General features: G+C 55.9%; 27 protein-coding genes. All 27 read left to right on the forward strand.

Going from position 1 to position 21,087, the window contains the following annotated elements:
- Positions 1–100: 100 nt before the first annotated feature.
- The 27 genes from F1381_RS23220 to F1381_RS23350 all read left to right on the forward strand — a co-directional run bounded on the left by F1381_RS23220 (position 101) and on the right by F1381_RS23350 (position 21,083).
- A complete protein-coding gene (locus F1381_RS23220) occupies positions 101–511 on the forward strand; it encodes a hypothetical protein (protein WP_151737222.1) in 411 nt (136 codons plus the stop codon).
- Between the two features lie 84 nt (positions 512–595).
- Positions 596–919 (forward strand): hypothetical protein, encoded by a 324-nt coding sequence (locus F1381_RS23225; RefSeq protein ID WP_151737223.1) that lies wholly within the window; start codon positions 596–598, stop codon positions 917–919.
- A 28-nt stretch (positions 920–947) separates the two neighbouring features.
- On the forward strand, positions 948–1,373 hold the full coding sequence (locus tag F1381_RS23230; protein WP_151737224.1) for an RNA polymerase sigma factor sigma-70 region 4 domain-containing protein: 426 nt from the start codon (positions 948–950) through the stop codon (positions 1,371–1,373).
- A gap of 2 nt (positions 1,374–1,375) precedes the next feature.
- Positions 1,376–1,819, forward strand: coding sequence for a hypothetical protein (locus tag F1381_RS23235; protein ID WP_151737225.1), 444 nt, complete (start codon positions 1,376–1,378; stop codon positions 1,817–1,819).
- A gap of 5 nt (positions 1,820–1,824) precedes the next feature.
- A complete protein-coding gene (locus F1381_RS23240) occupies positions 1,825–2,646 on the forward strand; it encodes a BRO family protein (RefSeq protein WP_151737226.1) in 822 nt (273 codons plus the stop codon).
- A 104-nt stretch (positions 2,647–2,750) separates the two neighbouring features.
- Positions 2,751–3,590: a hypothetical protein gene (locus F1381_RS23245; protein WP_151737227.1), complete on the forward strand. Its 840-nt coding sequence runs from the start codon at positions 2,751–2,753 to the stop codon at positions 3,588–3,590.
- A gap of 65 nt (positions 3,591–3,655) precedes the next feature.
- Entirely contained in the window at positions 3,656–4,030 is a 375-nt protein-coding gene (locus F1381_RS23250; RefSeq protein ID WP_151737228.1) for an alkaline phosphatase family protein, read from the forward strand.
- Positions 4,031–4,169: 139 nt separating this feature from the next.
- On the forward strand, positions 4,170–4,853 hold the full coding sequence (locus F1381_RS23255; protein ID WP_151737229.1) for a PDDEXK family nuclease: 684 nt from the start codon (positions 4,170–4,172) through the stop codon (positions 4,851–4,853).
- Complete coding sequence (locus tag F1381_RS23260; protein ID WP_151737230.1) at positions 4,835–5,032, forward strand: hypothetical protein; 198 nt, start codon at positions 4,835–4,837, stop codon at positions 5,030–5,032. The genes F1381_RS23255 and F1381_RS23260 overlap by 19 nt, the downstream gene beginning before the upstream one ends.
- Complete coding sequence (locus F1381_RS23265) at positions 5,016–6,401, forward strand: TOTE conflict system archaeo-eukaryotic primase domain-containing protein (RefSeq protein ID WP_151737231.1); 1,386 nt, start codon at positions 5,016–5,018, stop codon at positions 6,399–6,401. Before F1381_RS23260 ends, F1381_RS23265 begins: the two co-directional genes overlap by 17 nt.
- A 112-nt stretch (positions 6,402–6,513) precedes the next feature.
- Positions 6,514–6,915 carry a phBC6A51 family helix-turn-helix protein gene (locus F1381_RS23270; protein WP_151737232.1) on the forward strand — a complete coding sequence of 134 codons (402 nt, stop codon included), beginning with the start codon at positions 6,514–6,516 and terminating at the stop codon, positions 6,913–6,915.
- 569 nt (positions 6,916–7,484) lie between these two features.
- A complete protein-coding gene (locus tag F1381_RS23275; RefSeq protein ID WP_151737233.1) occupies positions 7,485–7,697 on the forward strand; it encodes a hypothetical protein in 213 nt (70 codons plus the stop codon).
- Between the two features lie 208 nt (positions 7,698–7,905).
- A complete protein-coding gene (gene terL, locus F1381_RS23280; protein WP_343043462.1) occupies positions 7,906–9,561 on the forward strand; it encodes a phage terminase large subunit in 1,656 nt (551 codons plus the stop codon).
- A 13-nt stretch (positions 9,562–9,574) separates the two neighbouring features.
- On the forward strand, positions 9,575–11,026 hold the full coding sequence (locus tag F1381_RS23285; RefSeq protein WP_151737235.1) for a phage portal protein: 1,452 nt from the start codon (positions 9,575–9,577) through the stop codon (positions 11,024–11,026).
- Positions 11,026–11,862 (forward strand): phage minor capsid protein, encoded by an 837-nt coding sequence (locus F1381_RS23290; RefSeq protein WP_151737236.1) that lies wholly within the window; start codon positions 11,026–11,028, stop codon positions 11,860–11,862. The genes F1381_RS23285 and F1381_RS23290 overlap by 1 nt, the downstream gene beginning before the upstream one ends.
- Positions 11,863–11,947: 85 nt before the next feature.
- Positions 11,948–12,595, forward strand: a complete 648-nt coding sequence (locus F1381_RS23295; RefSeq protein WP_151737237.1) for a phage scaffolding protein — start codon at positions 11,948–11,950, stop codon at positions 12,593–12,595.
- 57 nt (positions 12,596–12,652) lie between these two features.
- Positions 12,653–13,579: a major capsid protein gene (locus tag F1381_RS23300; protein WP_151737238.1), complete on the forward strand. Its 927-nt coding sequence runs from the start codon at positions 12,653–12,655 to the stop codon at positions 13,577–13,579.
- A gap of 17 nt (positions 13,580–13,596) precedes the next feature.
- Positions 13,597–13,821, forward strand: a complete 225-nt coding sequence (locus F1381_RS23305; protein WP_151737239.1) for a hypothetical protein — start codon at positions 13,597–13,599, stop codon at positions 13,819–13,821.
- Between the two features lie 15 nt (positions 13,822–13,836).
- A complete protein-coding gene (locus F1381_RS23310) occupies positions 13,837–14,232 on the forward strand; it encodes a hypothetical protein (RefSeq protein WP_151737240.1) in 396 nt (131 codons plus the stop codon).
- Complete coding sequence (locus F1381_RS23315; protein ID WP_151737241.1) at positions 14,232–14,552, forward strand: hypothetical protein; 321 nt, start codon at positions 14,232–14,234, stop codon at positions 14,550–14,552. The genes F1381_RS23310 and F1381_RS23315 overlap by 1 nt, the downstream gene beginning before the upstream one ends.
- The gene (locus tag F1381_RS23320; RefSeq protein WP_151737242.1) at positions 14,552–14,929 is read left to right on the forward strand and encodes a minor capsid protein; all 378 of its coding nucleotides are present in this window, start codon (positions 14,552–14,554) and stop codon (positions 14,927–14,929) included. The genes F1381_RS23315 and F1381_RS23320 overlap by 1 nt, the downstream gene beginning before the upstream one ends.
- A 56-nt stretch (positions 14,930–14,985) precedes the next feature.
- Positions 14,986–15,516 carry a hypothetical protein gene (locus F1381_RS23325; protein WP_151737243.1) on the forward strand — a complete coding sequence of 177 codons (531 nt, stop codon included), beginning with the start codon at positions 14,986–14,988 and terminating at the stop codon, positions 15,514–15,516.
- Positions 15,517–15,572: 56 nt separating this feature from the next.
- The gene (locus F1381_RS23330) at positions 15,573–15,995 is read left to right on the forward strand and encodes a hypothetical protein (protein ID WP_151737244.1); all 423 of its coding nucleotides are present in this window, start codon (positions 15,573–15,575) and stop codon (positions 15,993–15,995) included.
- A gap of 2 nt (positions 15,996–15,997) precedes the next feature.
- Positions 15,998–16,297, forward strand: coding sequence for a hypothetical protein (locus F1381_RS23335; protein ID WP_151737245.1), 300 nt, complete (start codon positions 15,998–16,000; stop codon positions 16,295–16,297).
- 6 nt (positions 16,298–16,303) lie between these two features.
- A complete protein-coding gene (locus F1381_RS23340) occupies positions 16,304–16,702 on the forward strand; it encodes an HK97 gp10 family phage protein (RefSeq protein WP_151737246.1) in 399 nt (132 codons plus the stop codon).
- Positions 16,699–20,286, forward strand: coding sequence for a hypothetical protein (locus tag F1381_RS23345; protein ID WP_151737247.1), 3,588 nt, complete (start codon positions 16,699–16,701; stop codon positions 20,284–20,286). The genes F1381_RS23340 and F1381_RS23345 overlap by 4 nt, the downstream gene beginning before the upstream one ends.
- The gene (locus F1381_RS23350) at positions 20,286–21,083 is read left to right on the forward strand and encodes a phage tail domain-containing protein (RefSeq protein ID WP_151737248.1); all 798 of its coding nucleotides are present in this window, start codon (positions 20,286–20,288) and stop codon (positions 21,081–21,083) included. The genes F1381_RS23345 and F1381_RS23350 overlap by 1 nt, the downstream gene beginning before the upstream one ends.
- Positions 21,084–21,087 lie beyond the last annotated feature (4 nt).

A 21,087-nucleotide genomic window follows, 5' to 3' on the forward strand; every position in this document is an offset into this window, starting at 1 on the left:
TAGGTGTGCGGAACGGCCTGCGGAGTTGTTGAAGTAGGTAGAGAGCGGCATGACCGCTTAACTATAAACCAAAAACCAAACGAAAAGGGAGCGATTGATTATGACGGTAATGAATGGGAAGACCCGCGAATTTCTCGAAGGCTGGCCGAATATGAGAAGCGGAAAGTGGGACGAGGTTTCGGCGGCAGAAAGTGCTGGCGCGCTGGATTTATGCAGCCTCCGGATTCTCAATATCCTCGTGATTGACGGTATGTTCGCCGGCTTCTGCGCTACCTTAAACGGGGCTCAGGGAATGGAGCTGGAGCGGCAAGAGGACATCGAAATAATGAAGGGATCGCGCGCAGGGATCGCAATGACGCTGCTGCAACTTCCGGACAGATTCCGCAGCTTAAAGGAGCGTATCGCGCCGCTGCTTGAGATCGAGAACGGGCTCGGCATCTACCGGATGTTTGAGATGCGGCAGGAAATCGAGGACTTGATCGCCGCGGAAGAGTTGCAGGTTGGAGCGTAAATCACATGTTATCGCGTCTTAGTCGGACGCAGGACTGCGCGGCTCCGTAATGGGGCCATAGATGCCCGGAGAGGAGGTGACCCAATGAGTCCGCCCAACGCTTCAATGTTCGGGAACACGTTTACCCTCGGACAAACAGCGCTCGCACTCGGCTGGGATGAGCGTACAATGCGCGAGTTCCTTTACCGGCGCAAGGTCCTGCGCAAGTTCGGCCTGCCGCTGCAGCGCTACATTCCGACGTATTTTGTCGTTCACGAGTTCGAAGTGACCGAGACGCCAGAGCCTCCGTTCATTATGCGGTACACCGGAGTGACGCCGGCAGGAGTTGCGCTTATCCGGAGAGTTCGGAACGGTCAAGACGTCAATGTGCGCAATACTCACGGGGATATAGACGTAATCGCCGCATAACAAATTTAAACGAAAAGGGGAATGCGCATTGGGGTCCGTAAAGTACGATACTGAAACCGCAGCTCGCGCTTATTCGACGAAATACAACTTGGAGACGGCAGCCGGCGTTAAGTGCCTGCTCCGAGACTTTGAGACCGTTCATCGTGCGCGTGTAGATCACGCAGATTACGCCGCCGCCGATATCCTCATCGATTTGAACGCGGCCGGGAGGTCCGCCGGCTTGACCGCACGCGAAGCCGCAGCGATTACGCGCGTCTACCGCGACGGCCTGACGCATAAAGAGGCGGCCTTGGCGCTCGGCGTTCCAGCGTCTGAAATGACTGCGCTGATCGATTCCGCGATCGAGAAGATTACGGAGGTGTACAAGCGCTGGGAGTACGGGGAAGTCTACGCTACCGTCATCGGCTCGGCGGAGTCGGAGCAATTATACGAAGTTTTCGAGGAGGCGGCGTAAATATGGCGATGGATGAGGCGGTCGCAAGGCTAGAGCGGGAACGGGACGCAAGGGAGGCGTTTCTGACTACGTGGTCAGGGTTGGCGGTAACCGCTGAACGCACCGGAGATATCGTTCTGCAGGAAATAACGACAAGAGGAACAGACCTCGCGCTGTTTCGGCTTTTTCTCGGGGAGGCGGCAGCGTCTCCTTATACTGAGAACCCGCAGGCATTTGTACGGACGCTCTTTCACCTTGCGGATAAGGCGGAATTGGAGTGTGAGCGTGACGCTGGGCTTGCTCAACGCTCCCGTGACTGCTTGTTTAAGTTATTGAGCGGTCTCGGGAATAAGGACGCTGACAAAATTATAGAGGCGTTGGCGGACATCCTTGCGGCTATAGACACTTTGGACGTAGAACTCGGAAGGCTGCATGACGAATACGAAGCACATACGAAAGGAGCCTAGTATAAATGGACCAATTAGCGAAGGTGTTCACGCATGAGAGATTCGGCAGCGTACAGGTGGTCGTTATTGACAGTAAGGAGATGTTTGCGGCGACGCAAGTAGCGGCAGCGCTCGGGTACAAGGACGCACACTCAGCAATTAGACAGCACTGTCGGGAAGATGGGTCGGTGATTCGCCCAGTCATCGACAGCCTCGGACGTACGCAGCAAATGAAGTTCATAAGCGAGGGTAACGTTTACCGACTCATTGCACGATCGAAGCTCCCGGAGGCAGAGCAGTTTGAGCGCTGGTTGTTCGACGAGGTAGCGCCCTCTCTGCGAAAGCACGAAGCATACCTCACTCCGGCCAAATTGCAGGAGGTGCTCCGCGATCCGGACGTTATGATTGCCTTGCTCCAGGACCTTAAAAGCGAAAGGGAGGAGCGTGAACGTCTGCAGGCGGAAGTTGCCGTTATCCAGCCGAAAGCAGACAAGTACACGGAGTTCCTCGACTGCGAGGGGCTAACGGCGTTCACGACGATCGGTAAGCACTTCCTTGGCGGAGTTGAGGCGCCGGACCTAACGAAATTCCTGCAGGGGCACGGTGTTCTGTTCAGCCGCGAGGTGGACAAGTGCTTCCCTCCGCGCAAAGGTTATGAGCAGTATTTCCGCATCATCCCGTATTATCGCGGCGGCTACCTGCTGAACAAGAGCGTCAAGGCTACGCCGGCCGGCATCGACTTCATCGTTGAGCTCTACCGCAAGCATGACGGCAAGGTTCCGAAACGGCGCGAGGTGAAACGCACAGCGACACCGCAAATTACCTTGAATGTGCGGATGAGCGCGTAGAAACACGCTTTCTGCAAAACCGCAAAGAACCGTCTACAAAATGGGGGGGGGGGGTATGCTGAACTTTAAGCGTACCACCTTAACGCTAAAAGGGAGGGGCGTAAATGAGTACGTCATTCAAATTCGACGTGGCTGCGTTCCAAGGCAACGGTGACGAGACCGTCATCCGGAAGACGCTGGCCTTCGTTAGCCGCGAGGAGGCGCGCGATGAGGACGAGGAGTGCTACCTTCGCGTCGCGGCGCAGGTGGAGAAGAGCACGTCCGCGTTTCTGAACGAGGCAAAGTACGACCCGGCAGCACTTCCGGAGTACCGCGCGGCCATCATATCGGGAGTGGGCGTCGACATATACGCGCTTCCCTCGCTGGACCTTCCGGAGTGGAAGACCGTTCTGGCCTACCTCGGCCCGACCGAGTTTCAGGCGCTGGGGCTCGCCTTTCGCGCGCTGCGTAAGTATCGAGAGCACGAGGAATCCGTGATAATCCCGGCCCTGCGGCACGCATACGGGAGAGTTGACGCAGGGGAGGCGCGTTCGGTCGGCGAGATCGTGACCTATGTGCGCCGCGCCTTCTTATCCGAATACAGCCGCATTGACCGGGAGCAGACGGGCGTTATCCGCCTTATACGCAGGCGCGATTCTGGCGGGTATTACAGCCTGTACGTCACGCCGAGACTGCCGCAGCCCTGGCGCATGGTCTTCGACCGCCACGTTGAGGACGCAGATGTACCGGCGTTGCTCGACCGGCTGACGCGGAGGCAGCGCGAATACGTAACGCAGATGCACGCGCTCATTACGGAAGACCTGGCTGCGGGGGATTTGCGTTCGTATAAGGTGGATGAGCACGGTCACTACGAGATTAGGGCTCGGCACATGGCGCGTCGGCTCGGCACGACCGGGGGAAGCTTAAAAAAACTCCTAATTCGGGCTCAGGAAAGGGCCGGATAATGGACACTTTTAACATATAAAAGTAAGTGTACACCAGTTGACAATAGACGACGAGGAGGATGTATATGGGCGCAGCAATCGCATATATCAACGAGGGAAAGTTTGCAAACGTCACCGCGCTATGGGACAAGGGATATTTCTTTACGGATGCCTTCGTTCCCGGAAAGGACAACTACGCCGTCCTGTCGGAGGCGGTCGCCTGCCTGACGAATTTTACTCCAACAATGGCGGAACGGCACGAGGCGGCTCGTTCTCTCAGCGGGTACTACACGCACATTACCGGCAAGCAAGTTCCGCAGCACCTCGCGGATAAGCTGGCCGAGTGGGTCCGCCACGAGTACGATCTCGCAAAGTACACGTTCATGTCCGAAGAGAGAATGCAGCTTATCCGCACTGAACGCGAGACTGATCGTTACGAAGAGGACGGCGGCCGCGATTAACCGAATGCACGCGTAGGACCGCTAAATGTGGTCCACGGTTGCATTATGCGTGCGTAGTTGCCTACGAGTATGAAGGGAACGAACGACGCGGGTAAACTCCGCGCACCCAGTCGTAAATATCTTCCGGGAGGGGTCGAGCTTGTCCGTTATAGAGAAAACGATAATCGTGAGTACATCGTTTAGGAACCGTCAGTATTATACGGATAAGGGCTACAACGTTGAGCCTGGCGCAAAGGAAATTGAGGTGTCCGTTGACGATCTACCTCGCGGATGTGAACGGGAGGTTACTCCCGTTTGTGATGCGTGCGGGAAAGTCGGACGGAAGCGAAAGTGGTGCCACGTTTTTCGAGACCGTATGCATGGTAAGGACTTCTGCTCGGCATGCATGTACGATATTAACGTGCTCGTCGATCACAGCGATGTGGAGTCGGCAGGCGAGAAGACGGTACGGTATTGGCTCGGCAAGCACAGGCTAGATTACCGGACTCAAGTTCGACAAAAAGGCGTAATAGGAGCGAGCGGACGACCGCTCCTTTTTGATTTCGCCGTGTTAGGTCAGGACGGCCAACCAGCGGCGTTTATTGAATATGACGGCCCCCACCACTACCGTCCTGTAACATTCAGCGGACAAGACCCGGGGAAATCGGCGCAGGAGTTCGCATACCAGCAGGAGTTCGACCGCCGGAAGGATAGGCATTGTGCGCGGCTAGGAGTGACTATGGTCCGCATAAAGTACGATGTTACCACAGAAGAAATCGGAAAGATAATCGGCAGGCTCAAAGAGGAACTAGAGGAGGCGGCAATATGGAAAGACGTGGGTTAAACGGCTACATACCGATAACGTACGATGATCTGGCGTCCATGACTGGAATCCCCGTCGCTGAAATCGACGAGTACGCAGCCGACCTCGACCGCTGCGGCCTCTTTGAAGTTATCCGGTCAGGAGGACTACTATACTATAGGGTGCGGATCGGAGGTGGAGCGCTTGCCGGACGTAATTGACCGCCTGTTTGAGTTGTATATCATTCAAAACCGTCATTACTTGATGCAATTCGGCGGTGGTTATTACAAGACGGTGACAGACCACGCGAAGCCCCTGCGCCGCTACCATCTGGACGCACACTTAAACGGCCGCTACGCTGTCGGTATCTTCGCCGGTCAGCAGTTTACGAGATTCATGACGTTTGATGTTGACTTCCCGCAGAGCCTGGAAACTGCGCGCTGGGTCACGTATAAGATAACCACTGCGCTTGATTCAGTCGGCGTTCATGACTACGCAGTAAGCTATAGCGGCAACAAAGGATACCACGTTGATATATTTTTTGATAAGGCGCTGCCGATCGAAATCGCGCGGTCATTCTTTTCCGTCATTCTAGACGTGGCTGCAGCGCGTAACATCGATGGTGGCGAGGTTGAGTTCCGACCGTCGGCGCAGCAAGGCGTTAAGCTGCCGCTCGGAACGCACCAGAAGACCGGCAACTATTGCGGATTCTGCCGCGTTGAGGAAGGGCTGCGCGTCATGGGTCCGGAAGAATCAGCCGCCTACCTCGCTGCGATCCGGAAGACGGACCACGCGTCAATTGTGCGCCGTGAAGACCTGGCGTATGAGGTTGACGATGCTCGCGAGATGGAGGACGTTATTGGCCGGCATCGCCCGCTAGAGACGTATGCACAGGACGAAAGCTATTCGCTGACACACGCCGCAGAAAGGTACAGCGAGGGGATGACCGGACCGGGACAGCGCCATAGTTCGTTTCTTTTGCTTGCGCGCCTGTTTAATCATAACGGCGTTGACCGCGCTGATGCCTACGAAATGCTGGCGGAGTGGTTAGAGCGGCAAGACCGTGCCTATTACAAAGCTACGGACGATGAGTGTGCCCGTGACATGCGCGCATGCATTGACTACGTATACGACAAGAACCTGACTCTGGCGGGATACGAGCGTGATATGACGGTCAGCTTCGGCGAGATTGACGCGATCATACGAAAGTGTCCGTCCAAGAACCATAAGGCGCTTGCGTATGCGATGTTGGTACATTCGAAGCGTTGGGCGAGCGCGACAGGTACGTTCTTTATGACGCTGGACCAGATGGCGCAAGCTGCCGGAGTGGATCGCGTGACAGCCTGGCGTAACGTTCCGAAGCTCGAAGAGGTACAGATTATCGAGGTCGTACGGCGCAACCAACGAGTAGGCGGATCGAACCGAAATCGACCCAACGTATACCGGATGATGACGGCTAGAGATGGCGAAGAGATGGATGTTACGCCGGCGACGGCCCTGTCCGAGTGTCTTGTCAAATTCTACGAGGCCGCAACATTACGGTCACTATTACCACGTAGACAATACACTGATTTATTGAAGGTGTCTTAAGACACTAATTAATGCTTTCCATATGCAAATCGTACACTCAATAATAAAGCGCCTGTTGTACGCCCTGCCTGAGCGTATGACGGGCGCTATTTAATTTGCGGGAGGAATTGACATGGCACTAAAACGATTAGAGGCGCATCACCTTATCGCGCTTCAATGGCTGGCGCTGCCTAAGCGTGGAGGAAAGACGATGGCGGAGATCGCAGAGCAGGCGCAGGTCAGCCGGCAGGCGGTATACGATTGGATTAAGGACCCGCTGTTTGAGCGTGAGCTTAAGCGGCAGATTGCACGCAATACCCTCGATCGATTGCCGGAGGTAGTGGACGCAATGGCGGAGGCTGCGATTCAGGATAGGAACGCGGCCGCTGCGCAGCTCCTGGTCCGCATGAACGGGATGCTGACGGAACAGGTCGAAGTCATTACGGCGGACGTAGGCGCGATGGACCGGACGGAATTAGACCGGAAACTCGCGGAGTTCAAGGCGAGACGGGACGCTGTAAAGGCGGACGAATAACGGTCCATATAATGAAGGGACGCGAAGGCTGCGAGTTGACTACGGTTGACATGCGGCCTTTTTCGCCTGCTGCGGGCTCCGGACGCGCGCCCTCCGGAATTTTTTGAAAAGTAACGCAAATCCGCCGCATTAGGCGAGGGAAGAGACGTGCATATCGCTGCATAAACGGCTATGCACGTTGTCTCCTCGGACTGTATAAATTACCAGCGTAATCCTTACGTATAAAGAGTTCGGGCCGCGCGGTTGCTGCGTTTATACGCCGTGTTAACTGGGCGTGAATATGCAGTGAATAGCGCCGTTTTATACAGGCGTAAATGTCCGCAGGAAAACGTTGATATGGCGCGGGTTTATGCGGGTGTCAAGGTGTTTTACTTTAGTCTAAAATCCGGGTTTTATGAGGGTGTACTTGCATACTGGGTGCATAACGTAAAGTGTACGATTAAGGCGTGGTCTTACGTATTTACGTGAGGGGGCGGCCCTCCCCCGCACCCCCTCGCAGGCCCCGCATTTCGTGTCGGAGAAATCCACGCAGCAAAAATACGTTTGAACTTTACAAAGGAGGTATCCGCATGGGCAAGGCGCACACCTGGACGGAAGTTGACGGAAAGCCCGCGCTAGTATTCGAGAGCACGCCGGCATTCATTTTCGTTAGCGACGACGGTATGACCTCGTTCGCCTACGATAACGGGCACGCGTTGGTCTACTACGGAATTAGCGTTAAATCGCACGCAGGCAATCCCGTCGAATACACGGCCAATTGTCCCGCGCTTAAAACCACGTAAAATGACCGTCAAATTAGCGCGTTTCAGCCCGCCGGAGTATCAGCGGAAGGATACGCAGCAAAGGCGCTAATTTCACGCTCAAAATCAGCGAAAGGAGAGGGCGGTTATTGCATGGAGTAACGGACGTTGGCTCGGCCGGTCAGAGCGCGGGGAGTTAATAGCGAGCGTCGGCGCACTGATCGACGAGATGTCCACGTCAATACTGACGTTGGAGGAAGAGGCGGAGCTCGCGCAACTCCTGGACGAGCACGAACGACTCTCACGAATACACCGAGCGGAGGAGGATTTGCTTTTCTTCGCGCTTGAATACTTTAGCGAGGCACGCAATCCCGGCAACTCAGGTAATTGGGACGGGTTCGACATAACTGATACTGAAGAGGCTCCCGCATTCCACAAGGAAATCTGCGCAACGATGGACGACGTATCGATGCGTACAGTAAACGCCAAGATTGCAAGGGGAGCGCCGCGTTCACACGCGAAATCTACGTATCTATCCCGCGCGTTTCCCACACGCGAAATTGTCTACCGACATCGAAAATACATCATAAATATATCGGAAACTCCCGCAGTCTCCACCGGTAATCTTGAGTGGATCGCGAATCAATTGAAAACTAATGAGAAACTTCGCAACGATTTTGGACAATTATTGCATATAAATAAGAGTGTAAACCCTCGCGACAATTCAAGTGAATTTATTGCGTGGGAGACTCTGCCCAATGGCCGTCCGCATCAGATTACGAAAGTCGAAGCGGCATCCACAAATCAATCGTTGCGCGGACGTAACTGGGACGGCGTACGGCCGGACTTGATTATCTGCGATGACTTGGAGGATATACGCTCAAATGCTGCGACGGCAAAGCTGCGCCAAGAAATGCGCGACTGGTTTACTCAGACGGTCATTCCACTAGGCGACCCGAAAGGGAAGAAGACGGCTTATGTATATATGGGCACGGTGGTTCACGCAGAGGCGCTGCTGTTAACCGTAATGAAGCGCTCGGATTTCAACTCCGAGCTGTATAAAGCGTTGATCGAAGATCCCGAACGTACTGACCTCTGGGACAAGTGCCGGGAAATATACTTGAACGCGGAAGACGCCGAACGTGTAAGTCGCGCACAGGAATTTTACAGTGCGAATCGTTCAGAAATGGACCGGGGAGCTTCCGTACTCTGGCCCGAAGTGCAGCCGCTTTGGAAGCTGATGACCTGGAAGTGGGACAACGGATCAAAAGCGTTCAACACGGAGTATCAGAACAACCCAATTGACGAGGAGTCCGCGATATTCAATCCGGAAACATTTCGATATTACGACGAGTCGGACTTGCTCGATGAGAACGGCCGGTTACTTCCGCTTGACCTCTACGCATTTTGGGACATAGCGCAAGGAAAGAACAACCGGTCAGACTACAACGCAATTGTTACGATCGGCAAGCACCGGCAGACACAGGTTATGTACGTTATCGACGCCTGGGCCCGCAAATGCCCCGCGCACGTTGCGCTTGAGGCTGCGGTTGAGCTTATCCGCCGTTACGGACATAGGACGTTCTCTATTGAGACAGTCGGGGCGCAGCACGATATGTTCCGCCAGTTAAGCGAACGTCTTCAAAAAGAGAAGATAGGGACAACGAGACTTAAGCCTGTTGTCAGCAGGACGAAGAAAGAAATACGCATAGAGTCATTGGAGCCGCTCATTGAGAGCGGTTTTTTACGTTTCAGCAAATCGCACCGGCTGATGGCCGAGCAGATGGAGCAGTTCCCCTCTGGAACGCACGATGATTTACCGGACGCTTTAGCGGGAGCCGTAGAAACCGCCGGAGGAAATGTGAGACGTGGACGTATATGGGACAAAAAGCCGAAGGGCCTGTAAAGGAGGTAAGAGTTTGTTTGAAGTAGGTAGCCAGTACCCACCTAAAGAGCATGAGGATCGCATCAAGCGTTATCGACACAACCGAGACGTCGTGACGACGAACGCAGAGTTAATTAAGCGGATCAAAGCTATGGTCGAGAGTGATGGGCGCAATTACATTTACGCAAACTACGCGGACCTGGTATGTAAGAAGGCGGCCGACTTACTCTTCGGAGAATCGCCGATATACGGAGCCGGAGAGGAAGGATCACCGGAGCAAACAGCGGTAGACCGCATCGTCAGGGATAACGGGCTTAACGTTACGAATTACGAGATGGCCTACGGAAATGCCTACCGGGGCGACTCGTACTATAAAATCAAGTGGGCACAGGGGTATCGTGGCGTATTGCCGGAGACTCTTGACCCTTACCGTGTAATGATAGAAGCGCAGAATGCCGCATATGTCTTCCCGGAAGAACTCCCCGGAGATCGGAAACGCGTGATCCAGTACCACATTGCCGTACCGGTATGTGTAGCTACAGGCGACGTGTCGAAGTGGGAACTGCATGTCGAAACCCACGCGCCGGGGTCGATAATCACGTCCAAGTACGAGATGGCCGTAAGCTCCTCGCATAACGGCGAGGTTACTTCTTGGAAGATTACAGGCGTGATTGACGCTCCAGAAGAAGCCGAGCAGACCGGAGTACCTATTCCCCTCGTTGTCCACGTTCCGAACTTTGCGCTGGACGATTCTTGGGAAGGTATCGACGATATTACTGAGCATGAGGCTATCTTCCGTGAGATTAATAACCGGCTGACGCAGATTGCGGCTATTTTGGATAAGCACGCAGACCCCATATTAACGGTTCCGGCCGGAATTCTTGAAGAAGGGCTGGACGGGAATCCGCAGATGCGCGCCGCATTCGCAAAGGTGTTTGAAGTTGTAGGCAAGGACGAAGTAACGCCGGCATACGTGACCTGGGATGGACAGCTTGACGCAGCGTTTAAGGAATTGGACACACTCATAGATACTCTATTGACGATAGCGGAAATGCCTCCCGTTGCGCTGGGGAAGGAAAACGCGGGTACAAGCGGGGCGACGGGGCTTGCCGTAAAGTATCGAATGGGTCCGCTGCTTTCGAAAATTGCACGTAAACGGCAGTATTTTGATCGAGCGCTCACTGATGCTTTATTTATCGCGCAGCTCTTGGAGCACGCACAGTCCCGCGATGAACTGGACTATAGCCCAACGAAACCGCACATTATTTTCGCGGACGGTCTGCCGACCGACGAACGAGAACAGGCGGAGATCGCACAGATTCGCACCGGTGGAAAACCGACGCTCGCAGTCAGTGACGCAATTAAGCGACTCGACGGGCTTACCGATGCGCAGACGCAGCAGGCGATTCAGCGAATCGAAGAAGACGAGACAAGGACGCTGGGTACGGTCGACGCCTCGATATTTAACGCCGAGGATGCTGCGTAATGGCCGTCATCCCGGACCCAACGTACGATTACAGCGTCGCGCTACTCGTCCGCGCGTACAAGCAATCGCTACTCGCGATCTCGTCCGAGTTATCCCGCCTGGACTTAACCGCAATCAGCCGCGCCAACGCGAAGGCCGCACTCGCCGAGGTTGCGGCTATTTTGCGTGGCCTGAACGAAGAGTCGGCGGGCTGGGTCGAACGCTACGTACCGCAGGCAGCCACGGACGGCATCGCGCGAGCAATCGTCGATCTCGGCGCGGCCAACACGCTTGAGGAAGCGCAGAAGATTGCGAAGTTTAACAGAATAAACCGCGAGTTCGTAGCGTCGGCCGTTGCGGATACGCAGGCGGACTTGCTCGCGGTTACGCAAAACGTCGACCGCCGCGTTAAGCAGGCCATCCGCCAAGTCACCGCCGATTCGATGCGCGCGAACATTACTCGCGGAATCAACGGCCAGCGAACGCTTAACGCAGACTTGCTACAGCGGATGCGGCAAACGCTCGGCAGCGCGGTTGAGACCGGGATAGTGGATAGCGCTATGCGCCGGTGGCGGCCGGAAGTTTACGTCGAGATGGTGACGCGAACGAAGATGAACGCGACGCACCGGGAGGCTACCGTTAACGAAGCGGTCGGCCGTGGCGCTTATTATGCGCGGGTATCTCGTCACGGCGCAACGGATAGATGCCGCGAGTGGGAAGGTCGTATCGTAAAACTGACGCCGGACGCGCCCGGAGACTATCCGTTCGTAGGCGACATTTCAAGACGTGACCTATTTCACCCGCAATGCCGGCACACGCTTTCCCCGGTGCGCGATCCGAAGTTGCTGGAGCAATAGGCTCCCGTCCGAACGTTTACCGACGTTAAAAGGCAACGGCTTGCTATTCGATAGCCGACGGGCTTTAAGCGGATGGAGGAACACGATGGAAAACGAAATGAAACGTTCTCGATACGCGCTTAATCTGCAGCACTTTGCGGAAGGTGACCCCGATCCGACGCCGGACCCAGCGCCTGCCGCGCCGGAGAAGACGTTCACCCAGGCGGAGCTCGACGCATTGATCGCGGACCGACTCGGGCGCGAGCGCAAGAAGTTCGCTGATTACGATGAGCTGAAAACGAAGCTGACCGCGCTGGAACAGGCGGAGGCAGAGCGCGAGGCCGCGAAACTCACGGAGACTGAACGGCTGCAGGCGGAGAAAGACGCTGCGGAGAAGAAAGCGCAGGAGGCCGAAGGCAAAGGGGCCGCAGCGCTCGCAGCCGCGAATCAGCGCTTGATCAACGCTGAGTTTAAGGTGCTTGCGCGCGAGAAGAACGTGCCGGCCGAACGCTTGGCGGCTGCGCTGAAACTGGCGGACTTGACTGGCGCGAGCGTGGACGATGAAGGCAACGTGGCCGGCGTGAAGGAAGCGGTCGAGGCGTTGATCGCGGAGAATGCGTACCTGGTCGCGGAAGTGAAGCCGGGTTCTCGACAAGTTGGCGGAGACACGAACGGCGGCAGCCGCAGAGTGGACGTCTCAACGTTAGGTGCGCGAGATAAGATGGCTCTCGGCTATTCAAGCACAGGTAAGTAACCTAGCAGGCTTCACGGTCTGATTTAATCATTCAATCAATTAGGGGGAAATAAAAAAATGGCATTAACTCTTTTGGAATCTGCAAAGCTTTCGCAAAACACGTTGCAGCAGGGCGTAATTGAAACGTTTGTCCAGAATGCGCCGATCCTGCAGTACCTGCCGTTTATGGAGATTCAAGGTAACGCATATTCGTATAATCGCGAGGATTCTCTGCCTGGAATCGCATTCCGTGGTGTGAACGAGGCTTATACAGAGTCGACCGGAGCTCTCAACCAACTGACGGAAAGTTTGGCAATCATGGGCGGAGACGCTGACGTTGACAAGTTCATTCAGCAGACACGGTCAAATTTGAATGACCAGCGCGCAGTCCATACCGCATTGAAGACAAAGGCTGCTGCATACAAGTTCCAGGACACGTTTTTTAACGGAGACATCGCTGTTGACTCGAAGTCCTTCGATGGCCTGAAAAAGCGTCTGACAGGTGCTCAGGTAATTACTGCTGCGACGAATGGTCTTAATATCGGTGATGCAGCGAACTACGACACGTTCTTGGAAGCGCTGGATGCGCTGCTGTATCAAACACGTGGTCGGGCCGACGCCTTGTATATGGATTCGAAGACTATGATCCGTCTGAACACGATAGCGCGCAAGCTCGGTTTCCACGAAACTACCGTCGACGCTTTTGGCCGACAGGTTTCCGCGTATAATGGTGTTCCTATTTTTGACGCCGGCGATAAGGCAGACGGAAACAAGGTCATCGGACATAGCGAGACAACCGGTACCGCCACGAATACAACTTCAATTTATGCCGTTAAGTTTGGCGCGGACGAATTTGCGTCGGGACTTACAAATGGCGGCGTAATGGTAACTGACCTTGGAGAAGTCCAGGATAAACCGGTTTACCGTACTCGCATCGAGTTCTATACCGGGCTTGCCTTGTTTGACGGTAAGTCTGCTGCTCGTCTGTCCGGTATCATTGTCTAAATCGAGGAGGTGCGCAGATGGTCGTAGTAAAGACGCCAAACCCGCGCTATGAAGGAGTTACGGCGGGAGTCGTGTTTGTTAACGGTGCGGCGGAGGTAGAGGACGAGTATCTGCGCAGGCTGCTCGTCCGAGATTATGGGTATTCAGAGGAAGCCCTTGAAAAGGGGAGTCCTCAAGCGGAGGAACAGTCGGAACCTGCTCAGGTACAGCGCCGGCCACGTACAAAAACCTCCGCAAAATAAACGGAGGTGTAACGCATGGCAGACGTAACGGGAGCGGACCTGTATATCTCCGCGAATTGTATCGATATTGACGATTGGGCCGGCGCAGACGAGGCGAAAAAACTACGGATAGTTAACGTCGCATCTCGCGATCTCGCTCGGTTTTATCCGCAATATACGATACCGGACGCGGCCGTGTACGAGTTCGCGAACGTATTGGCAACGGTATTCGGCGACACGGCGGGCATAGCGCAGAAAGGCGTTGTGTCTACGTCGGTCGGCGGCAAGGTGTCCGTTAATTTTAAGGACAGCGCGGTCAACGGGCCGGGCGGAAGCACGCGGAAGTATATACCGCAGGCTGCGCTCGACCTTATCGGCGCGGAGAACGGCGTTAAGCTGGCGCTCCGGCGAACGGGGAGGCTGGTACTGTAATGGCGATTGTACCTATGCGTCAGACCGTCGTCGTATCACCGCTAAGCGGCCACGACCCGGATTACGGCGATCCCATTTACGGAGAAGATTACGCGCTGAAATGCCGATTTGACGAGGGCGTGCGGATCGTACGCAATCAGCACGGAGAGGAAGTCGTCAGCACCGGCGCGTTTCTCTTCGATAAGCTCGCGGCAATCGGAATCAGCGACAAGCTCACGTTTACCAACGAATTAGGCGCGGTAACGACCTATGATCCATTAACGATTAGCGTGATACGGGATTTCAGCGGTCGACCGATTCTAACGGAGGTGAGCGTGTAATGGCGCTATTTACAATCGCGGAGCTTAACGCGCTGCTGCGCACGCTCGTTACCGGCATTACCATCGTCGGCAACGATTTCGCAGCGGCCAATCCGGACGACTGTGCTTATACGCGAATCAACGGAGGCCGGCCGCCGAACGAGTGGTCATCCGTGAGCCGGCCGTCGGTGCAGATCGTTATCCGCGCGAAAAAGTCACCGGATGCCGAAGCGAAGGCGTACGCGTTCTTCAATGCGCTGCACAACCGGCAGGAGTTTGCGGTCGGCACAACGCGTGTCATTCGTAGTGAAGCCGAACAGAGCGCGCCGTTTTATCTCGGGACGGACGAGAGCGCGAGGACGCTATATTCCGTCAATTTCACGTTTACAACCGCATAGTAACGCAAGGCTGTCCGATACCGGGCGGCCTTTTTAATTTAAAGGAGGCGCGATGAATGGGGCAAAATTTTAGCAAGATCGAAGTCGGCCCGGCAATCGTTGAATACGGAACCGGCGCAGACCTCGTTAAATTCGAGACAACGATCGGCGGCGTCGTACTCACTACGGAAACGACATACCGGGATCAACTCACGGACCAGACCGGCCAGACCATCGTAGGCAAGCGTATCACCGGCCGCAATGTCAGCGTAACGGTTCCGTTTGGCGAGTACGAATTGACCGTAATTCCGAAGATCATGGCCGGCGCAGAAGTCGTTACCGGCGCAGGCGGCACGAAGGTCAACGTTAAGACAGGCGTCGGTCTGAATTTGATCGATACCGCGAAACAGGCCGTAATCAAGCCGCTGGCCCACCTGACGGACGCTGATTATTGGATTACGCTGCCTCTGGCGTATAGCGAGACGGACCTGTCGTACTCGTACAACAACGAGAACGAGCGGATTACCAACGTCACTCTCCGGTCCACTCCAGATGAGGACAGCGTAATCCTGATCCTCGGCGACGAAACGGTCACGGCAACTCCGTAATATCAGCGGGCGGGCTTCGGCTCGCCTTTTTACTTTACGCAAAGGGAGCGAATTGAATGGCGTTTTTAAAACGTACTAACCCCGCAGCTACCGACCCGAATACAGTCATTTTTGGCGCAGATGGACCGGACCCTAAGACGGTCAAGGTGCGTAAGATCGTAATCACGCAATGGCGCGATCTTTTCGCGGCCGTCCAGACGCTGCCGCAGCTCATCGTTAACGCATTTTATACGGAGCCGGGCAGCCGGATTGCCTACGTATTGGCCGCGCTCGATCACGCGCTCGATGAGATCGTAGAGATCGTCGCGGTACTGACCGGCATTGAGGCGGAATGGATCGCGGACAATACCTCGCCTGACGAGCTGCTTGCGTATTTCGTCAAGGTTGCGCAGGTCAACGATTTCGGCGGACTCTTAAAAAACGCGCAAAGCGTTCTGAGCCTGGCGCAACAGACGGCGCCGGCCCAGGACGCAGCCTAACGTTGGATGAGTTTATGATCGACGCGGCCGTGCGGTTGGGCAAGACGCAGGCCGAGTTTGAACGCGGCTATTACGTGATGGACCTGCTCGACGTGCTCGATGCGGATAAGCGCGTTAAGGCCGGCGAATTGCTGAGCGATCTCAATACGGCGACGATGGCGCAGACGACGAACGTAGATGCCTACCGCAAGTACGCAGAGAGTCTGCAGCAGACGGCCGGATTCAGCGCGCCGGATAAGCCGCAGTTTGACCGCAAGGGCTTCGAACAATTACGCGATATGATGCGCGCGGGGATGAGGTGAGGACGGATGAAATTCGATATGAACGATAATCTCGCGGGATTCTTAGCGCAGAAGGCCGAGCGGATGGTGGCCGGTGCGCTTGAGGGCGTACACGACGCGACCGATCATCTCCTCGCTACCTCGCGCGATATCGCTCCGCTGGACAAAGGAACGCTGCGGATGACCTCGGGCAGGGAAGTAACGAGCGGCAGCGGTAGAGTCTACGGCGAGGTCTTTTACTCTGCAACGGAAACCTCGCGCTCTGGCATCCGGTTCAACTACGCCTTGCGCGTTCACGAAATGGGCGAGTACAAGAACCCGACGACGCCCGGCACGCGACCGAAGTTTTTATCAAGTCCGCTGCAGACGAACGAGCGCCTTTACCAGCGCTTTATAGCGGACGCCATTAGGAGGGCGATGCGATGACAACGAATGTCGGCGAAATCCGCGCCCGCATTACGGTAGAGACAGCGGACTTTAAGAAGCAGATGGAAGACGCCCGCCGGAAGATCAGCGAACTCGAATCGCAAAGCAAGCGCAGCGCTGACGGATTCCGCGGTATGGGCGGCGCATTGGCCGGTATAGGTGCTGGCGCTGGCCTGACGAAGCTTGTCCGCGAAATGATGTCGGCGGTGGACGCGAGCACAAAGCTCTATAACTCGTTTATGGGCCTGAACGCGGTGGCTAAGGGCTTCGGCGTGCAAACGAAGGACGCGCAGCAAGCAGCGCAGGACCTCGCGCAGCGCGGGTTCTTGACGCTGACACAGGCGGTGACTGCGTATAAAACGGCGTTATCGACCGGGCTGGGCCTGGGCGAATCGACGAAATTGATTAACTCGCTCGCGGACAGCGCTGCGTATAATCGTCAGTCTTTTTATACGATGGGCGAGGCGGTTCAGGCGTCACTCGATGGGATCAAGAACGGCAACTCGGTTCTTTCGGATGCCGTCGGTATCACGAAGAACCTATCTGTTATGCAGAGTGAGTACGCGAAATCAATCGGTACGACCGCCGGAAAACTGACGGAAGCGCAGAAGATACAGGCTGCTTATAACGGATTTATCAGGGAAGGCGCAATCTTCGCAGGTAATGCGGACCGGGCGATGCAAGGATACGCAGGTTCTCAAGCGCGTTTTGAACAGGCGACCAATGCCGCAAGTGTCGCGCTCGGCGAAGCGTTCACGCCAGCGGTACAAAGCGTTCTCGATACGTTGACTCCGCTGATTATCGGTCTTGCCGATTTCGTCAGCGAAAATAAAGCGCTTGTGGCCGGACTCGCAACGGGAACAGCCGGCGTATTAGCGTTCATCACCGTACTGGCCGGGGCCGCGACGCTGCTTAAGACGCTGCCTGCGATACTTGGCGCGGTGAAGACGGCTGCCGCGTTTCTTGGCATCGCGACCGGTCCGTTCGGCATTGCGATAACCGTCGTTGGTGCGCTGGCCGCTGCGTTTGGGGCGCTTAAATCCGCCAAAGCTGCGGACAAGAAAGCGACGGAGGACTCGATAGCCGCGCAGAAAGAGCTCAACGCGCTGCTCGAAAAATCGCCTATCAACCGCACGGCCTCTGACATCGAAACGCTCAAGGCGAAGACGGAAGAGTTGAATCCGGTATTACAGGATCGGGCCCGGCTGCAGGAACGCTTAAACGAAATTGAGGCGCTCCAGTCGCGCGGAGAGGGTACACCGGCGTTACTGTCCGAAGCTATCGAAATCAGCGAAGCCCTTGCGGACGTTGACGCGAAGCTTAAAGGACTCGGTTACTCCGGCGTTGAGCAGGCGACCGCCAAGCTCGGCGAAATGAACGCCGTTATCAAGCAGGGCGTCATCGGACTTTCCGATCAGGACAAAGCGGAAGCCCAGGCGCTCGCAACAAAGAAGCAGACGCTTAAGGAAATGAGCGCGTATGCTGCGGAATTTAAGACGCTCAACTCCGCGCAAGAACTGGACGCCAGCCAGCAGCGCCGGCTCGTCGATATCACCGAAAAGCTCATCGCACAGTACCCGGAGCTTAACGCGCAGCAGGGCGAAGACGGTCGCATACGCGCGAGCAATATCGATACAATCCTCTCGCAGATTGATACGGATAAACGGTTTACGGACGCGGCGGCAGCGCAGGTAACCGCGCGCATCAACAATCTGAAATCGGAAGCCGAAGCGCAAGCCAAGTCGGTCCAGGCGCAGATCGACAACTACACTAAGCTGCTCGCCGCCATGGGTAAGGTATCCGGAGCGCGTGCGGATACGTTTGCGGAGTCCGTTGCGCAAGGTGCAGCGCGTAAAAGCGGCGAAACGCCGTCGGTCAGCAGCATCGTTTTCGGCGGCTATGTCACGTCACAAATCGAGAAAGAACGCGATGAGGCGCTGCGCCAACAGCAGAAATACTCCGATACTGCGCGCGAGCTGGAGAAGATTGCGGCCGAGGTTGCGAACGGTATCGTCGAGTTTGACTCGGATATGATTACGCCGGACCCGGATAAACCGAAGAAGGAAACCGGAAAGACTCCGGCCGAACTCGCTGCCGAAGCGCGTAAAGCCGCGTACGAGGCCGACCTCAAAACGGTACAGTACGTGTCGGAATACTACAACCTGACGGCCGACGCGCAGATTAAGAAATACGACGAGCTGAAAAAGAAGCACGCGCAATTTCTCAAAGAATCCGTTGACGACGCGCGATCCCTCACGCTGCAGCTTAAGAGCCTCGCAGCCGAATCGGATCAGGACCGTTACGACGCTTCCTCCGAATTTATCGACGCCGAAATCCGCCGCATGGAGAACGCTGGCAAGACGGAGCGCGAGGTCGCGAACCAGCGGACGTATTTGTGGACGAAGCTGCGCGATAAGTACGGTAAGGATACGGAGTTTTACAAGGCAGCGGACGAAGCCATTTATCAAGCGCGCAAGGACCTGAACGCGGCCACGGCAGCCGAGGAAAAGGCGCTATATGAAGCCCGGAAGGACCTCGCGGAGAAAGCGGCCGACCTCGCGGAAGACCTGGTTAAAGCGGAGAAAGACGCCATATCCGACGCGAAGAAGGCCGACCTTGATGCGATTGACAAGCGGAAGAAGGATTACCTCGCCGCGCAAAAGGAAAAGATCGACGCCATTGACGAGCTGATGGCGAAGGAGCAGCAGCAATATTCCGACGCCGACTATGCGACCGAACTCGCCGAGAAGAACGCGCGAATTGACGAGCTGGCTTCCGCTGTCGGGCCGGAGGGCATTGCCGAGCGTGAACAGGCGATCGAGGAACGCGACCGAATGGTCCTCGAATACAGCCGCGAACTGCGGACCCGCGAGCTCGAAGCGCAGAAGACCGCGCTGGAAAAAGAGCGTGACACGCAGGAATCCGCATTCGACGCCGAGCGCGACCGGACCGAACGCCAATACGATGCGCTGCTTGATACGTTCGAGACGTACAGCACGGACGTTAAGGCGCTCGAAGCCGGCGTCCAAGCGTTCCGCGTATCCGAAGCGGCCAGCGCAAACGCGACGATCCTCTCCGACCTGGATACGTTCCTGACACAATACAAGGCGAAGATGTCCGAGCTTTCCAGCGCGCAGAAGGCCGCCGATCTTGCGGAGTACAACGCTAATAAAAATCAATGGGCCGCTGCGAAGTCGGCCGGCGATACGTCGGAAATGGCGCGCCTGGCCGCACGTAACCAGGAGCTGCGCGATATCTACGGGATTACGTCCGACAGTGGGCAGAAGCTGCAATCGTTCGCGGACGGCGGAATCATCGCGGGCCTGCGGGGCGCTGCCGTTACGGTACAGGCGCACGCGGGCGAGATCGTGCTGAACCCGCAGCAGCAGGCGGAACTCTGGCGGATGATTGCCGCGCCAAAAGCGGTATCGAACGAGCCGGCCGCGCCTGTCTACGTCACGAACGAGATCGATATGAGCGTTAATGACGTGACGCTCGGCGACAAACTCGACGTGGCTGCGCTGTATGACGAACGGCAGCGCGCATTCAGCCGGATTCAGGCAACGGGGGTGAAGACGTTCTGATGTTACTTGACGTTAATGTAAACGGAATATGGTTATCAACGGTAGGGGCGGCGCTTTATGAGCGTCGTCTCCCTGTTTTACCGGAGACGGAGGAAAATACCGTAAAGATTCCGGGGCGCGACGGCGTGCTCGATTACGGATTTGACTACGGGGCGCGGCCGCTGGGCCTGACGTTCGAGATTACGTCGTCGGCCGCTGATTACTCCGCAACCGTGGCGAATCTAGCGCGGATATTCAACTCGCGGCGCGGAACGTTATCGCTCGAATTTAACGATATGCCCGATAAGAAATACCGCTGTGTTTACGCCGGTACGCTGCAGATCGGCGCGACGGGAAGCCGTTTAATCGACGTGAATCTGCGCATGAACGATTCGTGGCCGGAGTCGGCGCAAGATACCGCGCTGCACTATTACGGCGAAGGGCTTACGGTGGGCAACGGCTACTTTTACACGGATCACGCGTTCGCGATTACGGCGAGCGGACAGACATTTACGGTAAACAACGCAGGCACAAACGACGCCTACCCGTTGATCCGCATAACCGGCGCGTGGACGAATCTATCGCTATCGGACGGAGAGTCTACGATAGTACTGACGGGATCGGCCGGGCCTTCTGACGTCGTAGAGATCGATTGCGCACCGGATAAGCAGACTGTGCGGAAGAATGGCGCGAATGCTTACGGAATAAGCAACGGAGTGTTTCCGGCGCTGCTGCCGGGTGAGACAGAATTTACGGTTACCGGCGCGGGTCTGAGCGTGACGATTGCGTTTGTCTACCGCTATAAATACTTGTATTAACGGA

This window comes from Paenibacillus tengchongensis, from assembly GCF_008973665.1.
Classification (GTDB): Bacteria; Bacillota; Bacilli; order Paenibacillales; family Paenibacillaceae; genus Paenibacillus_AQ; species Paenibacillus_AQ tengchongensis.

Excerpts from the sequence above, each read along its gene's own strand:
- F1381_RS23220 (WP_151737222.1), top strand. The coding sequence starts at position 101 with ATGACGGTAATGAATGGGAAGACCCGCGAATTTCTCGAAGGCTGGCCG.
- F1381_RS23225 (WP_151737223.1), top strand. The coding sequence starts at position 596 with ATGAGTCCGCCCAACGCTTCAATGTTCGGGAACACGTTTACCCTCGGA.
- F1381_RS23235 (WP_151737225.1), top strand. The coding sequence starts at position 1,376 with ATGGCGATGGATGAGGCGGTCGCAAGGCTAGAGCGGGAACGGGACGCA.
- F1381_RS23240 (WP_151737226.1), top strand. The coding sequence starts at position 1,825 with ATGGACCAATTAGCGAAGGTGTTCACGCATGAGAGATTCGGCAGCGTA.
- F1381_RS23245 (WP_151737227.1), top strand. The coding sequence starts at position 2,751 with ATGAGTACGTCATTCAAATTCGACGTGGCTGCGTTCCAAGGCAACGGT.
- F1381_RS23250 (WP_151737228.1), top strand. The coding sequence starts at position 3,656 with ATGGGCGCAGCAATCGCATATATCAACGAGGGAAAGTTTGCAAACGTC.
- F1381_RS23260 (WP_151737230.1), top strand. The coding sequence starts at position 4,835 with ATGGAAAGACGTGGGTTAAACGGCTACATACCGATAACGTACGATGAT.
- F1381_RS23270 (WP_151737232.1), top strand. The coding sequence starts at position 6,514 with ATGGCACTAAAACGATTAGAGGCGCATCACCTTATCGCGCTTCAATGG.
- F1381_RS23275 (WP_151737233.1), top strand. The coding sequence starts at position 7,485 with ATGGGCAAGGCGCACACCTGGACGGAAGTTGACGGAAAGCCCGCGCTA.
- F1381_RS23290 (WP_151737236.1), top strand. The coding sequence starts at position 11,026 with ATGGCCGTCATCCCGGACCCAACGTACGATTACAGCGTCGCGCTACTC.
- F1381_RS23295 (WP_151737237.1), top strand. The coding sequence starts at position 11,948 with ATGGAAAACGAAATGAAACGTTCTCGATACGCGCTTAATCTGCAGCAC.
- F1381_RS23300 (WP_151737238.1), top strand. The coding sequence starts at position 12,653 with ATGGCATTAACTCTTTTGGAATCTGCAAAGCTTTCGCAAAACACGTTG.
- F1381_RS23305 (WP_151737239.1), top strand. The coding sequence starts at position 13,597 with ATGGTCGTAGTAAAGACGCCAAACCCGCGCTATGAAGGAGTTACGGCG.
- F1381_RS23310 (WP_151737240.1), top strand. The coding sequence starts at position 13,837 with ATGGCAGACGTAACGGGAGCGGACCTGTATATCTCCGCGAATTGTATC.
- F1381_RS23315 (WP_151737241.1), top strand. The coding sequence starts at position 14,232 with ATGGCGATTGTACCTATGCGTCAGACCGTCGTCGTATCACCGCTAAGC.
- F1381_RS23320 (WP_151737242.1), top strand. The coding sequence starts at position 14,552 with ATGGCGCTATTTACAATCGCGGAGCTTAACGCGCTGCTGCGCACGCTC.
- F1381_RS23325 (WP_151737243.1), top strand. The coding sequence starts at position 14,986 with ATGGGGCAAAATTTTAGCAAGATCGAAGTCGGCCCGGCAATCGTTGAA.
- F1381_RS23330 (WP_151737244.1), top strand. The coding sequence starts at position 15,573 with ATGGCGTTTTTAAAACGTACTAACCCCGCAGCTACCGACCCGAATACA.
- F1381_RS23340 (WP_151737246.1), top strand. The coding sequence starts at position 16,304 with ATGAAATTCGATATGAACGATAATCTCGCGGGATTCTTAGCGCAGAAG.
- F1381_RS23345 (WP_151737247.1), top strand. The coding sequence starts at position 16,699 with ATGACAACGAATGTCGGCGAAATCCGCGCCCGCATTACGGTAGAGACA.
- F1381_RS23350 (WP_151737248.1), top strand. The coding sequence starts at position 20,286 with ATGTTACTTGACGTTAATGTAAACGGAATATGGTTATCAACGGTAGGG.